This window comes from Amycolatopsis sp. GA6-003, from assembly GCF_046267895.1.
In the GTDB taxonomy this organism is placed as follows: Bacteria; Actinomycetota; Actinomycetes; order Mycobacteriales; family Pseudonocardiaceae; genus Amycolatopsis.
On the sequence record NZ_CP176499.1, the window covers coordinates 1,617,496 to 1,632,252 of the forward strand.

Annotated in this window: 13 protein-coding genes; 2 read left to right on the plus strand and 11 right to left on the minus strand. The window is 69.4% G+C overall.

Annotated elements, in window-relative coordinates; translation table 11 throughout:
• The first annotated feature begins 1 nt into the window (after position 1).
• On the plus strand, positions 2-2,485 hold the full coding sequence (locus F9C12_RS06700) for an RNaseH domain-containing protein (protein ID WP_409465198.1): 2,484 nt from the start codon (positions 2-4) through the stop codon (positions 2,483-2,485).
• On the opposite strand, the gene F9C12_RS06705 is transcribed toward F9C12_RS06700, so the two are convergent.
• The gene (locus F9C12_RS06705; protein WP_409465199.1) at positions 2,482-3,642 is read right to left on the minus strand and encodes an SEFIR domain-containing protein; all 1,161 of its coding nucleotides are present in this window, start codon (positions 3,640-3,642) and stop codon (positions 2,482-2,484) included. The two genes, F9C12_RS06700 and F9C12_RS06705, sit on opposite strands and share 4 nt — an antisense overlap.
• Positions 3,643-3,814: 172 nt before the next feature.
• The gene (locus F9C12_RS06710) at positions 3,815-4,276 is read right to left on the minus strand and encodes a MarR family winged helix-turn-helix transcriptional regulator (protein ID WP_409465200.1); all 462 of its coding nucleotides are present in this window, start codon (positions 4,274-4,276) and stop codon (positions 3,815-3,817) included.
• A gap of 75 nt (positions 4,277-4,351) precedes the next feature.
• Here F9C12_RS06710 and F9C12_RS06715 point away from each other — a divergent pair, with 75 nt between their 5' ends.
• Positions 4,352-5,209: an LLM class flavin-dependent oxidoreductase gene (locus F9C12_RS06715; protein ID WP_409465201.1), complete on the plus strand. Its 858-nt coding sequence runs from the start codon at positions 4,352-4,354 to the stop codon at positions 5,207-5,209.
• Between the two features lie 48 nt (positions 5,210-5,257).
• Here F9C12_RS06715 and F9C12_RS06720 read toward each other — a convergent pair whose 3' ends face one another.
• The 9 genes from F9C12_RS06720 to F9C12_RS06760 all read right to left on the minus strand — a co-directional run bounded on the left by F9C12_RS06720 (position 5,258) and on the right by F9C12_RS06760 (position 14,737).
• Positions 5,258-6,028, minus strand: coding sequence for an Asp/Glu racemase (locus tag F9C12_RS06720; protein ID WP_409181107.1), 771 nt, complete (start codon positions 6,026-6,028; stop codon positions 5,258-5,260).
• The gene (locus F9C12_RS06725) at positions 6,025-7,071 is read right to left on the minus strand and encodes a leucyl aminopeptidase (protein ID WP_409181108.1); all 1,047 of its coding nucleotides are present in this window, start codon (positions 7,069-7,071) and stop codon (positions 6,025-6,027) included. Before F9C12_RS06725 ends, F9C12_RS06720 begins: the two co-directional genes overlap by 4 nt.
• A 57-nt stretch (positions 7,072-7,128) precedes the next feature.
• Positions 7,129-7,971 carry an alpha/beta fold hydrolase gene (locus F9C12_RS06730; protein WP_409465202.1) on the minus strand — a complete coding sequence of 281 codons (843 nt, stop codon included), beginning with the start codon at positions 7,969-7,971 and terminating at the stop codon, positions 7,129-7,131.
• 10 nt (positions 7,972-7,981) lie between these two features.
• Positions 7,982-8,641: an isochorismatase family protein gene (locus F9C12_RS06735; RefSeq protein WP_409465203.1), complete on the minus strand. Its 660-nt coding sequence runs from the start codon at positions 8,639-8,641 to the stop codon at positions 7,982-7,984.
• Positions 8,628-9,269, minus strand: a complete 642-nt coding sequence (locus F9C12_RS06740; protein ID WP_409181111.1) for an SRPBCC family protein — start codon at positions 9,267-9,269, stop codon at positions 8,628-8,630. The genes F9C12_RS06735 and F9C12_RS06740 overlap by 14 nt, the downstream gene beginning before the upstream one ends.
• The gene (locus F9C12_RS06745; RefSeq protein WP_409181112.1) at positions 9,266-9,772 is read right to left on the minus strand and encodes a (2Fe-2S)-binding protein; all 507 of its coding nucleotides are present in this window, start codon (positions 9,770-9,772) and stop codon (positions 9,266-9,268) included. Before F9C12_RS06745 ends, F9C12_RS06740 begins: the two co-directional genes overlap by 4 nt.
• Positions 9,769-12,162: a xanthine dehydrogenase family protein molybdopterin-binding subunit gene (locus tag F9C12_RS06750; RefSeq protein WP_409465204.1), complete on the minus strand. Its 2,394-nt coding sequence runs from the start codon at positions 12,160-12,162 to the stop codon at positions 9,769-9,771. Before F9C12_RS06750 ends, F9C12_RS06745 begins: the two co-directional genes overlap by 4 nt.
• 225 nt (positions 12,163-12,387) lie before the next feature.
• Positions 12,388-13,317 (minus strand): FAD binding domain-containing protein, encoded by a 930-nt coding sequence (locus F9C12_RS06755; RefSeq protein ID WP_409465205.1) that lies wholly within the window; start codon positions 13,315-13,317, stop codon positions 12,388-12,390.
• A gap of 25 nt (positions 13,318-13,342) precedes the next feature.
• The gene (locus F9C12_RS06760) at positions 13,343-14,737 is read right to left on the minus strand and encodes an MFS transporter (RefSeq protein WP_409181115.1); all 1,395 of its coding nucleotides are present in this window, start codon (positions 14,735-14,737) and stop codon (positions 13,343-13,345) included.
• Positions 14,738-14,757 lie beyond the last annotated feature (20 nt).

The window sequence follows — 14,757 nt, forward strand, 5'->3', positions numbered from 1 at the left end:
TGTGCTGACCACCCTGGCTTATCGCATACCTCGCAAACACGTCGACGAGCTCCTCGGCACGGTGACCGCCTATCCGCTCACCGCGGAATTCATAGAAGCATGGAAGACGCTGCCCGGCGAACGGCCGACCTACAGCGCGCTGGCAACGGGTCTGGTCGCCGCCACTGGCAAACCTGTTCGACTGTTCGGCGGACGCAAGATTCGCGGCCGCGACGTCGAGGCCGGCGCCAAAGCCCTCCTCCTCACCCCCGATGACGCGCTCGACAACCGGCTGCGAATCGCCGTCCGCGCATGGGAACGCCATGTGCGCAACGGCGCGGCACCGACCCTTGCCGGGCTCATCCCCGAGCCGGAATCGTCTCGCCCTTTCAGCGATTTCCTCGAGCTGCGGCCGGGGCACGCGCCGGATGCCCCGCCGTGGGTCTTCCGCGTGGCGGCGTGGCAGGCCGCGCGCCTCCTCGCCGACGCACCGCTCGACCTTGGCTCCGGCCGATCGATCCGGTTGCGAATGGACACCAACGGACGGCTTGTTGCGTGGCACCGCGACGACCTGATCAAGAGCCCGGACGGCACCGCATGGTCGATGGCCAATGTGACAGTCCGGCTTGCCACCCGGCCCGGGCTGGAAGACCTCGTCCTCGCGTTCGACGCACACCTCTCCCGGCTGGACCCGGACTTGAGGTATTTCCGGGCGGCATGGGTCGAACGCGACACGGGGGACGCGCCGGTCCCCTATCTGCCGGTCAGCGGGCACTGGGAGCGCGAGAACGGCGAGCGGAGCTGGATCCGCCACTTCGACCCGGCCATAGCCGCGATCCTCACGGCCTGCGAGCTGGCACCGCTCGAAGTGCCGCAGCCCGGCGGCGAGTGGCCGGCTCAGTTCAGGCCGAAGCTGCGGGCTGCCAACTTCCATGCGCTGGGCAGCGGCCTCGGTCCCCGGTTCATGGCGCGTCTGCACGAGCACATCACCGCCCGGTTGCCCTTGCTGACACCGCTTGCGTACGAGCCTGATCCAGCGATCAAACTGCCGCCGCGGATCAAGAAGTACCCAGTGGAAGGCCTCACCGCGTCCTCAGTCGGGCCGACCGGGGCCAAGAAGCTGATCATCGCCTGCCTGTACCGGACAACCGAAGCCAAGAACCGGATGTTCGACGAACTGGAGAAGCTCACCGGCATCCGTCCGAGTGGCGGCGACGCACCGGCCGTGGTGCACGAGCAATTCGAGATCGCGGCCCGCTACTGCCCGAAGCTGCTCGACCATTCGACGCCCAATCGTGCCGAAGCGCTTGACGAACTAGGCCTGCCCGCCGACCCGGAAACCCTTGTCGCCGCATGGGTGGAGACCGAGTACCTCGCACATCGCGATTACGAAAAGCCCACGCTGGACGCAAAACCGCATCTCCGCAGGCTGTTCGCGCACCGCGGGATCCCGACCCAGTTCCTGGCGACAGAACCGGCCGTGCTGCCGAAGGGCGCGCGAGCAAGCACGACGGCGACCAAGCAGCATGCCGCCAGAGCCGCGCTGCGGGACCTTTTGCGCTCCGTCGGCGTGCTCGACGAACGCGTGCGGACCGCAATCGCCCGGCCCGACCTCAAAGTCCGGCTCGACCGCAGAAACCTTCTGGTAGGAATCAGCGCAAGAACACAGCAGACCGGTGCAGGTCCCGCCGCGCTGGTTCTGATCCTCACCGCTGTCCTCGCCGACCCGGACCACCTTGAGCATTGGCGAGTGCTGGCTTACAGCGAGAAGCAGCGGAAGTGGGTCCGCGCCGCCGACGGCGTCACCGATTTCCACTCCGGCGCTATCGGCTCTCTTGGCCTCGGGAGGTACGGAGACAAGGCAACAGCGACTCGCGACGAGGTCGAACACCGGCTTCAAGCGCTTGTGACAGGCGATCTCGCAACGGTTCCGGTCGTCGTCTTCGTAGACGCTCAAGCGACCCGGTCAGTATGGCCCGGACTGCTCAACGCTCAGGCAGGAGAGGCCGAGCTTCCTGGTGACACGCTGCGCGCCCGCGGCGCACAAGTTTCCGTCGTGCGCTCGCATTCGGATATGGGAGACCTCGGCCGGCCAGTCACCCGGGAAGGCGAAGGGCAGCCTCTCCCGGACGAAGGGCAGCCTGCTGCCCCGGGCAGAAAAGTCTACCGGCTGAGAGACACCAGTGTTCCCTCATGGCTGCTGGCCGGGACGTCGATAACCCTCGCCGGGCCTTTCGGCCGCACCGGCACGAAATACACTCGGTGGACGCTCCCGCCCGACCGGGAGGAGGAACTGGGCACGCCGTGGCATGCCTACACCGCACGCGAGTTCGCGGTCGTCCGCGCCGATGGCCGGGACCCGGCCGAACTTGCGGCGCTCGCCGCCCGGCTGTGCGAGCAGCCGATTGCATGGGACGGGCGCACCCTCGCCCCAGCTCCATTGCATCTCGGACTCGCTGCGGACCGCGACCACCCGGATCACCGCTTCTCCGGAGAGGACGACTAGCGGAGACTCCAGGTCCGCCGTTCCGTGCTGCGCATGACAAGCAGCAGGTTCGCGACGCACTCCGGCGTGTAGTCGTCAATGCGGTAGTAGTCGTTGGGGGCAGGGCCGAGAAACAGCGGGATCTCGTATTCCGACCTCTCCGGCAACACGACCGGGAGCACATAAGGCCGCCACTCCGGGTTGCGCTGGTAAAGCGTACGGAGCGCATCGAACTCGGCCCTCAGGCCAGGATGCTTTTCAGGTTCAGCGTCGCCGTCGCCCACCGCCTGGCACATAGGCGAGGCCATGACGAGCACGAAATCGCGGTGCCGAAGGTGCCGATACGCCCAATGCCCCCAGTCCCTTCGCCGAGCGTCTGCATATTGGTCGATATGAACGTCAATTCCTTCTGCAAGCAAGACGTCGGCGAATTTCCGCACGTTCTCTTTGTGCTCGGCGTCATCATGCGCATAGCAAATGAATGCGGACGGTTCTCCAGGGTCGGCGGCCTTCCGCTCGCCAGCCACGGCCGGGGCGAGCGGCCTGCCGAGTTGCTCGTCACGCAAGGTCAAGACGAAGTGAGCCGGTTCCTGCACCGGCCAATAAGGCGAATCCGGATCTGCGGGCAGGTCAAATCGGGCAGAGAGGGTCACCGGCAGCCGGTCGCAGCCGTCAGGAACCACCAACGCCAGCCATCCGGACCTCGATCCCGGTTCGATTCCGTCGGGATGCTCGGACGCGTGCCGCCACCTGACCGACGAGCCGGGCACCCCATGGCGGAACACCGCGCCGTTCACTTCGCTCAGGTGCACCTGCCCTGGCTTGCCCGCCGGAGCGAACTCCAGATAACGAGTGAGATCGTACGCGGCTGCAGGCTGCGAAACCCGCGAGGTGCGCGGCACCGCGTCCACAACGGTTGCCGATGCGTCCTCGCCGAACTCCAGTCCCAATTCGTACCACCGGATCGGAGCCAAATCCTGTTCAAGCTCGAGGTCGTAGCTGACCTTAACCAGGTAGACAGCCGATCCGGCGAAATCGTCCGCGGCCTTCTCGACCGGATGGATCTGCCACGGAAGCAGGCTCAACGCGCCGATGGCGACCCCTTCCGGAGCCGCGTCGATCCTCCGCCCGTTGTCCTCGACTACTTCGAGCGTGACCGCGATGTTCTTGCCCGTCATGTGCTGAGGTTCCTCCCAAACCTTCGATGACACCGTTGGCAGACTACTGTCGGCCGACACCGCAGCGGATGAACGCCACGCTTCGTCAGCACCCGCCTGCCCGGTATCGCACAACCGGCTCGCTGGAGCTCGGCTTTACTCAACGTCGGAAGGCTCGGGCACGAGACTCGCGTCAAATCCCGGCTCCGCCCCGCGCCCGGTCGTCCGCGGCCACCACCCGCCGGAGCAGGGAGGTCAGCGTCTCGCGTTCCTTCGCGGACAGTGCGGAAAGGAGCACGTCCTGCGAACGGCCGGCCTCGGCTTTCAGCTCCCGCGTCAGCGCCTTCCCGGACCCGGTGAGCGCGACGCGCTGCCGCCGGCGGTCGTCCGGGTCCCGTTCGCGGCCGACCAGGTCCCGGCGTTCCAGTTCGTCCAGGTAGCCGACGAGGTGGCTGCGGTTGAGGCCGAGCCGGTCGGCGAGCGCGTGCTGCGCCAGCGGCCCGAAGTCGGAAAGCCCGGCCAGCACGGCGAAATGCGGCAGCCGGAGGCCGTGCGTCTCGAGCGCGCCGGCCAGTTCCCGCCGCCCGATCCGCGCCACGTGCCCGGCCAGGTACGACGGCAGCGCGAGCAGGGTCGGCGGGCGCAGTTCGTCCATGCCGGAATCCTACCCGCTGGACAGATATCATTCCGTCCGGTAATCATGTCGTCATGACACGATTTCGGGCCGCCCATGCCTGACTACGGCCACGACCTCCAGTTCGGCGTCATCCTCCTGCCGGAAGCCGCCAGTCCCGGCCCGGTGACCAGGCTCGCCGAGGCCGCCGACACCGCCGGGCTCGACCTGCTCAGCGTCCCCGACCACCCGTACCGGCCGGACCTGCTCGACGCGTGGACCGTCCTGAGCGTCGTCGCGGCGCGCACCGAACGGCTGCGCGTGTTCCCCAACGTCGCGAACCTGCCGCTGCGCCCGCCCGCGGTGCTCGCGCGCTCGGCCGCGAGTCTCGACCTGCTCAGCGGCGGCCGCACCGAACTCGCCCTCGGCGCCGGCGCGTACTGGGACGACATCGCCGCGCAGGGCGGCCCGCGGTATCCGCCCGGCGAAGCCTTCGCCGCGCTCACGGAAGCGATCGCCGTCGTCCGCGCACTGTGGACACCCGGGCCGCCCGCCACGGTGCCCGGGTCCCACCATCGGCTGACCGGCAGTCCGCCCGGCCCGTTTCCGGTGCACCGCATGGAGATCTGGCTGGGCGCGCTCGGCCCGCGGATGCTCCGGCTGATCGGCCGCGCCGCGGACGGCTGGCTGCCGAGCATGACCCGCATCCCGCCGGACCGCCTGCCCGCCGCGAACGCGCTGATCGACGAGGCGGCCCGGAAAGCCGGCCGCTCCCCCGCCGAGATCCGGCGGCTGTACAACCTGCCGGGGATTCCGTCCGGCAGCAGCTCCGACTGGGCCGAGCAGCTTGCCGAACTGGCGCTCATGCACGGGATGAGCGCGTTTCTCCTGTCGGTGGACTCCGTCGACGCGATCCGGTTGTTCGCCGGGGAAGTCGCGCCGCGGGTCCGGGAGCTGGTGGCCGCCCGGCGGTAAAAACGCAGCGAACCCCGAGGGCCGGCGCCGCCCTCGGGGTTCCGCGGATCAGGCGGCCCGCGCCGCCGAAACCTTCCCGCTCAGCAAATGCCCCGCGTCCGGCACCTCCGGCCGCAGCCCCAGCTCGCTGAGAATCCGGAAGGTCGTCGCCGTGGCCGCCGACAGCACCGGGATCCCCACCGCGTCCTGCACCGGCTGGATCGAAGGCAGCGACGGCATCTGCACGCACGCCGACAGCACCAGCGCGTCCGCCCGCGAAAGGTCCAGTTTCCGGTAGTGCGCCAGCAGATCCGCCGGGTCCAGCCGCGCTACCGCCAGGTTGTCCGGCACCTCCAGCGAGAGCGAATCGACCACCTCGACGCCCGCGTCCTCCAGGTACTCGATCACCGCCTGGGTCAACGGCTTCAGATACGGCGTGACGATCGCGACCCGCTTCGCCTCCAACGCGGCGATTCCGGACAGCAGCGCACCCGCCGACGAAACCACCGGCGCGTCCGAGCCTTCCGCGCGCAATGCCGAAGTGATCGACTCCTCGGCGGTGCAGTGATAACCGGGCCCCTGCGCCATGATCGCGACCAGGCACGCGGTCGCGACGACGCCCGGTCGCGCGTCGGCCAGTTCCGTCGCCGCGCGTTCCGCCTGGGCGTTCATCGCGCGCAGCTGTTCCGGCGTCACGTGCTGCATCCGCGCGCGGGCGGAGTGGAAGACGAACCGGTCCTCCGGGTACCGCTCCTCGCGGGCGCGCAGCATCCGCGGCAGTTCGGTTTCCATGGTCAGGTTCGAGCTCGGGACGATCATCCCGATGTGGTGGTCGGTCATCGCTTCGCCGCCGGGCGCATGTCCTTCACGGTCAGCTCGCCCGCGTCGACGATCAGCTCGTCGTCGAGGTACAGGCTGTTGCCGCGCATCGGGATGTCGAAGTGGCACGCCGTGTCGTTCGGGCCGCCGAGTTCGTTGTTGGGGCCGATCGAGAACATCACGTTGCCGTAGAAGCTGCGCAGCTCCATGCCCATGCCGCCGGGGAACTGGGTCAGGCCGTGCCAGTGCGCCCGCTCGTCGAGGCCCCAGCCGACGTGCGACATGCCGTAGCCGCGCGGGTCGTGGAAGGACTCGATGTAGCTGCGCAGCAGGTCGGCGTCGAGCCCGGACGAGCCCGCGCCGCCGCGGATGTCCTGGATGAAACCCTTTTCGATGGTCAGTTCGACCGGCGTCTGCACATAGGTGTTGAACGGAAGCAGCACGTCGCCGGGCGCGAGCACGATCTTGCCGTCCACGCCGTCGTCGGAACCGCCGGTGAACACGAACGCCGCGGGCCAGTGGTCCCAGCGGCCCGGCTGGTCGGTGTAGCCGTACTCGCTCATCGTCGGATACACGCCCAGCTGGTAGGTCACGTCCGTCCCGTGCGGACTGGTGATCCGCATGGTCTTGGCCTTGGCCAGCAGCTCCGCGCCGATCTCGACGCGCTCGCGCAGTTCCTTCGTCGGCATCAGCCGGGCGAGCAGCTCCGGCGGCTCGACGGCGGTCAGGATCCGCGTTCCGGCGGCCTGGATGGCGAACTGCTCCTCGCTGAACAGCAGGAACGTGCAGTCCACGACCATGTCCGCGGCCTTCAGCGCCTCGACGGCGAGCGGCAGCTGGTCCAGGCCGGACTGCCCGACCGCCCACGCGCCGGACGCGCTCGCCGGCGACGGCAGCCGCAGGTGGTAGGTCGCCGCGCCGAGTTGCTGAGCGGCCCAGAGGAAGGCGTCCGCGTACTCGGCGCGTTCGTGGCCGCGCGTCAGCACGACGACCGTCTCCCCCTCGTGCACGCCGGAAAAAGTCAGCTGGCGCAAGCAGATGTCGTTGAACAGGTTCTGGTCCATGGCGACCTCCTTGATTGTCCGAATACGGATTATCCGAGTACGAAAAAGCCGCCCCGGCTAGCGAGCGAGCAGGTCCTTCAGCGCCGAGCGCAGCGCCTGCAGGGCGGGCAGGGGCTCGTCCCAGAAGATCATGTGCCCGGCACCCGCCACGGGGGCCAGCTGATGTGCCGATTTCTCCAGCACCGCGACATCCGCCGGGGTCACCACCGGGCTCTCCGCGCCATACAACAGCACGGCGGGTCCGGGCAGGTTTTCCCACAGCGGAAGGAATTCCTCGGATTCAAAACCGGCGTGCGTGGCCGCGATCGCGGCCCGAGAGCACGAAGCGAGCCAGCGAGCGCGCAGTTCCTGCTCCCGGCGCGGCCATCGCGGCCACGAGGCGGCGACCTCGTCCGCGCTGGTCCCCCGTTGCGCTTGGTCCAGTTGCGATTCGAAGACCGCCAGCGAGGTCGGGTACGGCCGTCCGGGGCCGCTCATCGGCGGATCGGCGAGGACAGTGCCCGCGATGCCGCCGGACAGCGCGGCTTTGGCCGCGATCCGCGCGCCCATCGAGTGGCCGAACAGCAGCGGCGCGGACAGATTCAACTGGTCGACCACCGCTTCGACGTCCGCGGCGTACGCGTCGAGGTCGTAGCCGGGCCCGTCGTCGGACAGGCCGCGGCCGCGGATGTCCAGCACCAGCGGGCGGACCAGGTCGGTCAGCTCGCGGGCGACGAAGTCCATGGTGATCGCCGGGCTGGTGATCCCGGGCAGGACCACGAGCGGGACGCCGTCGGCCGGGCCGTAGTCGAGGACGTGCAGCCGGACGGAACCGGAGCGCACCCAGACGCTTTGCGCCGGGACGTCCGCCAGTTCGGCGAGCGCGGGCTGGGTCAGCACCCGGGCGGAAACGGAAGACATGCGGGAACTCCTAGCGGGCCTTGGCGAGCAGCGCGACGCCCTCGCTCAGCCCGATGACGTCGGCGTATTTTGCTTGCAGGTCAAAGAGAGCGGCGTCGTGCGGTCCACGCGCGCGGTCGCCGCAGGCTTCGCGGACGACGAGCGTGTTGAATCCGGACTGGACCGCGTCGACGGCGGTGGCTCGCACGCAACCCGAGGTGGTCGCGCCGCAGATCAGCACGGTGTCCGCGCCAAGGCCGGTGAGCAGCGCGGCGAGACCCGTGCCGTGGAACGCGGACGCGCCCTTCTTGACGATCAGCTGGTCGGTGTCGTGCCGTTCCAACCGCGGATCGAGCGCGACTTCGGCGCTTCCGTCGCGCAGGCCGCGCATGCCGGGAGCCTTGCGCAGCCACGCGATCGCGTCGCCGTCCGCCTCGGCAGGGGTGTAGCTGATCGCGGTGTACACGACCGGGGCCTCGCTCTCGTGAGCGGCCCGGACCAGCGCGCCGGCGGCTTCGACTTCCGCGGAAAGGTCTGCGCCAGAAGGGAATTCCGGTTCGGTGAAGCCGCGGGTCAGGTCGACCACGACCAGCACCGGCGCGGTTCCTCTCGGCACCGCGGCGCCGAAACCCGCGCGGGCGTAGGTCTGGTCGGTCTCGGTGCCGTGCAGTCCGTTCTCAGGAGCGTTCACGCAGCAGCTCCTTGATCAGTTTGTGCTGCGACCGGACCCGGCCGAGCAGCCAGCCCTGGAACAGCCCGAGCACGCCCGCCGCGACGACGGGGAGATACCGCTTCGCGTTGGGCGGCACCAGCATCGCCAGGCCGTCGAGCGAATCCGCGGCGGGGGCGGTTTCGGCCGGTTCCGGTGCGGTGCCGCCGTTTTCCAGCAGCGCACCGAGATTCTCCGCGAACTGCTGCAGGATCCGGTTCGACACCGTGCTGATCGCGCCCTTGCCGAACTGCGCGATCTTGCCCCGCACCACGAGATCCGTGTGCAGGTTCAGCGACGAGCCCTTCGGCCCGGGCGCCAGGGTCAGCGTGACGTCCGCTTCCGCGTCGCCGTTGCCGTGGCTGTCCGCTCCCCGCGCCGACAGCCGCAGCCGCCGCTCGCCCTCGGCGATCTCGGTGAACCGGACCTTGCCCGCGTACGCGGCGCTGACCGGGCCGACCTTGAACTTGACCTTGCCGAGGTAGGACTCGCCGTCCCGGCCCTCCAGCACCGCGCCGGGCAGGCAGCCCGCGACCCGCTCGACGTCGTTGAGCAGCGCGAACACCGTGTCCGGATCGCCGGGAAGGTCAAGGGTGTTCTCGAGAATCATCGGACCGCGTCCTCTTTCCTGCCGGACTCGGCGCACCGCTTCGCGGCGGTCGCCTCGATAGCGTCCACAATGGTCTGATATCCGGTGCAGCGGCACAGGTTCGCCGACACCGTTTCCCGGATCTCCTCGCGCGTCGGCGCCGGTTCCTGAGCGAGGAATCCCTCGGCGAGCATGAGGAAACCGGGCGTGCAGAACCCGCACTGCAAGCCGTGGTGCTCGGAAAACGCCTGCTGCAGATCGTTCGGCTCCTCCGGGGTGCCGAGGTCCTCGACGGTCCGGATCGCGCAGCCTTCCGCCTGCACGGCGTACATCAGGCAGGCGCGCACCGGTTCGCCGTCGGCCAGGATCGTGCACGCGCCGCACACGCCGTGCTCGCAGCCGGCGTGCGTGCCGGTGAGGCCCACGTGGTGGCGCAGCACGTCGAGCAGCGTCCAGCGCGGTTCGACGAGCAGTTCGTGCTCCTCGCCGTTGACGGTCAGGACGATCAGCTGTTTGTCGGTCATGCGCCGGTACCCGCTTTCTCCCGGTCGGCCGCGCTCAGCGCGGCGAGGACGGACTCGGGGTGGATCGGGGTCTGCTCCAGCTGGACCCCGGTGCGCCAGAGGAGGTCGTTGACCGCGTTCAGCACCGCGGCGGGAGCGCCGATCGTGCCGCCCTCCCCGGCTCCCTTCGCGCCGCTTTCGGTGAAGGCGCAAGGGGTTTCGAGGTGGTCGACGGTGATGTCGGGGATCTCCGCGGCGGTCGGGACGAGGTAGTCGATGAAGCTCGCCGCCGACGGTTCGCCGTTCTCGGCGTAGGTGACCTCCTCGAACAACGCGCCGGCGATGCCCTGCGCGATGCCGCCGCGCGCCTGTCCGTCGACCACCTTCGGGTTGATCACCACGCCGCAGTCCTCGACGCAGGCGTAGCGGAGGATTTTCACCTGCCCGGTGCCCGGATCGGCCTCGACCACCACCGCGTGGGTGGCGTTCGAGAACGTGCCGTCGCCGGGGACGTCGAACGCCGCGGTGGCGGTGAGCGTCGGCTCGGCTTCCTTGGGCAGCAGGTGGCTGCGCAGGTACGCGACGTCGGCGATCTCCTCGAAGGAAAGCCGCCGGCTGGGGTCGTCGAGCTGGATCACTCCGCCGTCGCCGTCGAGGCCGACGTTCTCGACGCGGGTGTCCATCAGGTGCGCCGCGATGAGGCAGAGCTGCTCGCCCAGCCGGGTCGCCGCGGTCGCCACCGCGGAGCCGCCGATGGTCACCGACCGCGAGGCGAAAGTGCCCCAGCCGTAGGGAATCCGTTCGGTGTCGCCTTGGCGCAGCTTGACCTTGGCGAGGTCGACGCCGAGCCGTTCCGCGACGATCTGCGCGAACGTCGTCTCGTGCGACTGCCCGTGGTTGACCGTGCCGCTGGTGACCACGATCGAACCGGTGAGGTCCATCCGGATCTCGCTCACGTCGAATCCCGGGACGACGGTCATCTTCCGCTTCGCGAACGCCTCCGAACCGTAGCCGGTGCGCTCGGAGAAACAGCTGTAGCCGATTCCGATGTGCGGGTTCTTCTCGCGCAGGTCGTACCAGCCCTCGTCGCGAAGTATCTTTTCGCCTAGTTCCAGAGATTCCAGGTAGCTGCCGGGATCGTAGGTGACCTGGTTGACGCCGGTGTACGGAAACTCGGTGATCACGTTGCGGCGGCGGATCTCCACCGGGTCGAGCCCGAGCTTCCGCGCGGCCAGGTCCATGATCCGCTCCATCACCATCACGTACTGCGGACGGCTGACCCCGCGATACGGCGCGGTCGGCGCTTTGTTGCTCGTGATCGCCCTCGCCCGCACGCGATACGCCGGAACCTGGTACACCGACGGCATTTCCGCCGCCGCCATCAACGGTTCGATGCCGACGGTGAACGGATAACACGAGTACGCGCCCATGTCGCACACAATGTCGGACTCCAGCGCGATCAGCTGGCCGTCCGGAGCGAACGCGGCGCGGGTGCGGTACCGCTGCTCGCGCGCGAGGAACCCGGACGCGAGCGCTTCGCTGCGGTCCTCGATCCACTTCACCGGACGCCGCAACCGTTTCGCCGCCGCCGCGACCGCGATTTCCTCCCGTCCCACCACGCATTTCTGCCCGAAGCCGCCGCCCATGTCCGGAACCACCACGCGCACCGAACGCTCCGGAATCCGCAGCGAACGCGCCAGCACGGTACGCACCTGGTGCGGCACCTGGCTGCACGTCTGGACGAGAAGCTGCTCGTCGCGGTCGTCCCAGGACGCCACCGCGCCGCGAGTTTCCAGCGGCAACGCGTTCTGCCGGCCGCTGCGGGTGACCAGCTCGATCACGCACCCGTCCGCGAACGCTTCGTCCACCCCCGGGGTGTCGAACGCGGTGACGTCGAGGAGCACGTTGCTCGGCGCGTCCTCGTGCACCAGCGGAGCGTTCTCGGCGAGCGCGGTTTCCTCGGATACGACGGCGTCGAGGACCTCGTAACTCACCTGCGCGGCCTCGATGCCGTCCTCGACCGCGTACGGATCCTTCGCGATGACCAGTGCGATCGGCTCGCCGACGAACCGCACTTTGCCGCGCGCCAGGATCGGCATCGTGGTCGGGGTGAACTCCTCGGGCGGGCGGTCCAGCAATGCGACCATGTCGCCGAGCTGGAGGTCTTCCGCCGAGTACGCGGCCACGACGCCGTCGATCTCGCGGACCGCACTGAGGTCGAGCCCGGTGATCTTGCCGTGCGCGACGGTCGCCCGCACGAACCCGGCGTGCAGCAGACCGGGAAGACGGATGTCGTCGACGAACCGCCCCCGGCCAGTGACCAGCCGCGGATCCTCGCGCCGGCGCACGGACGCGCCGATCCACTTCCCGCCCCGGCCGTCGAACCGGGGTTCCTCGGGCTTGCTCGCCATCACCGGTCTCCCCTCTGCCAAGCCTGGCTTCGCGCTGCTGCGGCCGCGGGTTCGCTCGTCCCCATTTCCCAAACCTGGCCTCGCCCCACCGCAGCCTCAGGTGCACTCGCCATCACCGACCACCCCCCTGCCAAGCCCGGCTTCCCGCCGCCGCAGCCTCGGATCCACTCATCCCCTCTTCCCAAACCTGGCCTCGCCCCACCGCAACCTCAGGTGCACTCGCCATCACCGACCGCCCCCCTGCCAACCCTGGCCTCCCGCCGCCGCGGCCTCGGATCCGCTCGTCCCCTTTTCCCAAGCCTGGCCCAAACTCCGCGCCACCAACGTTCTCGTCAACGCCCTCCGATAGTCCGCGCTCCCCTGCGCGTCGCTCCGCGGCTCGATCGCCTCCGCCGCCGCCCGGCCGCACTCGGCGAACAACTCCGGCCCCGGCGCGCCGTCCGCCAGCACCGCCTCCGCCTCCGGAATCCGCAACGGCGCGGGCGCGACCCCGCCGAGCACCACCCGGCCGCCTTCCAGCGACCCGTCCGCGCGGGCTTCGAGCGACACCGCCGCCGCGACCGTCGCGAAATCCCCGGCACGCCGGGAAAACTCGGTCAACGCGGCCTTCGGCGCCGCCCGGGTGAACCGGATCTCGGTGACGACCTCGTCCGCTTCCACCGCGGTCGCGTAGAAGCCGTAGAACATCTCCCCGGCCGGGATCTCGCGGCGGCCGTTCGGACCCTCCGCGACGATCACCGCGTCCAGCAGCAGCGCGAGCATGCACCACTCCGCCGTGGCGTCGCCGTGCACGAGACTGCCGCCGACCGTGCCGCGGGACCGGATCGGCAGGTGCCCGACGTACCGCATCGCCTCCGACAGCACCGCGAAACCCGGGCCGAGCCGGGCCAATTCGACCTGGCGGTGCGTCGTCATCGCGCCGACGGCCAGCGCGGAACCGGCGTGCGCGATGTCGGTCATCCCCGGCAGGTCCCGCAGCCGTCCGAGGTCGACCAAGTCGCTCGGGCGGGCCAGGCGGAAGCTCATCATCGGCATCAGGCTCTGCCCGCCCGCGATCGCTTTCGGCTCCCGGCCTCGTCCGGCGAGGTCAGAAAGCAGGCCGACGGCGTCGGCGACGTCGTGCGCCCGATGGTAGGCGAACGCGGCGGGCTTCATGCGATTTCCTTTCTGCGGCGGCGGATCAGACCGCGTCCAGTTCGGACTGATGCGGCTCGGGCGAGGTCTCGCCGTCGATCCGGTCGAGCTCCCGGCCCCGGGTTTCCGGCGCGCAGAAGACCATGAACACCACGGCCCCGACGACGAGCAGGCCGAGCAGCGCGAACGTCAGCGGCAGCCCCAGCACCGGCCACAGCACGCTGCCGAACAGCAACGGCGCGAACCCGGTGACCGCCCGGCTGGACGACGAGGCCCAGCCGAAGCCCGACGCGCGCAGCTCCGTCGGGTACAGCTCGGACACGAAGGCGTACATCACCGGGATCACGATGAGCGAGAACAGCCCGAACGCGCCGATCGCCACCACCGCGGCCCCGGCCGAGCCGAGCACCAGCGAGAAAATCACAAGCGTGACCGCGGCCAGCGGCCCGGCCGCGGCGATCACCCGCTTGCGGCCGATGCGGTCCACCAGCAGCACCGCCACCACGACCCCGACGATGCCGAGCGCGTTCATCAAAGTGGTCGACGCGAACGCCGCGATCTCGCCGAACCCCTGCGCCTTGAGGATCGATGGCATCCAGCTGAGCGCGGCGTAGTACACCAGCATCACGGTGATGAAAAGCGCCCAGGCCACCCCGGTGACCTTCGGATTGTACGCCCAGACCCGGCGCAGCTGGTCGACCGCCGCGAACACCCCGCCACCGCGCTTGTCCTCCTGAATCGCCGGCGGAATCCGGTACGGCTCCTTCGGCGCGCCGGTACGCTCGACGAGATCGTCGATGACCAGCCGCGCTTCCGCCTCGCGTCCCTTGCGGACCAGATACAACGGCGATTCCGGGACCCCGCGCCGCGCCCAGAACAACAGCACCGCGGGAAGGATCATCAGCACCAGCATCCACCGCCAGTTCCCGGAAACCGGGACCAGCAGCGTCGCGGACGCCCCCGCCAGCGTCGTGCCGACCGGCCACCAACCGTCCATTGCGGACAGTACGCGCCCGCGCTGCTTGCGCGGCGAGAATTCGCTGACAATGGCGTAATCCACCGGAATGCACCCGCCGAGCCCGACTCCGGCGAGGAACCGCAGCAGCAGGAACACCTCGATATTCGGCGACAGCGCCGCGAAGACCGAGAAAAACGCGAACAGCAGCAACGTAATGCTGAAAGCCCGCTTGCGGCCGATCCGGTCCGCGACCGTCCCCCAGGCGACCGCCCCCACCGCCATGCCGATCAGATTGGCGGTAGCGACAAACCCCCGCTGCGTGGCCGACAGCCCGAATTCCGTGCCCACCAAGGGGGTGAGGAATCCGTTGAGCGCCACGTCCCAGGCGTCGAACATGTAGCCGAGCCCGCCGATGAGGAAGATCTTGCCCTGGACGCGCCAGCGCCACGGCAAGTCTTGGACCACCTGGTCTCCGGTACGCATAGCCTTTGCTCCTTTGCGAA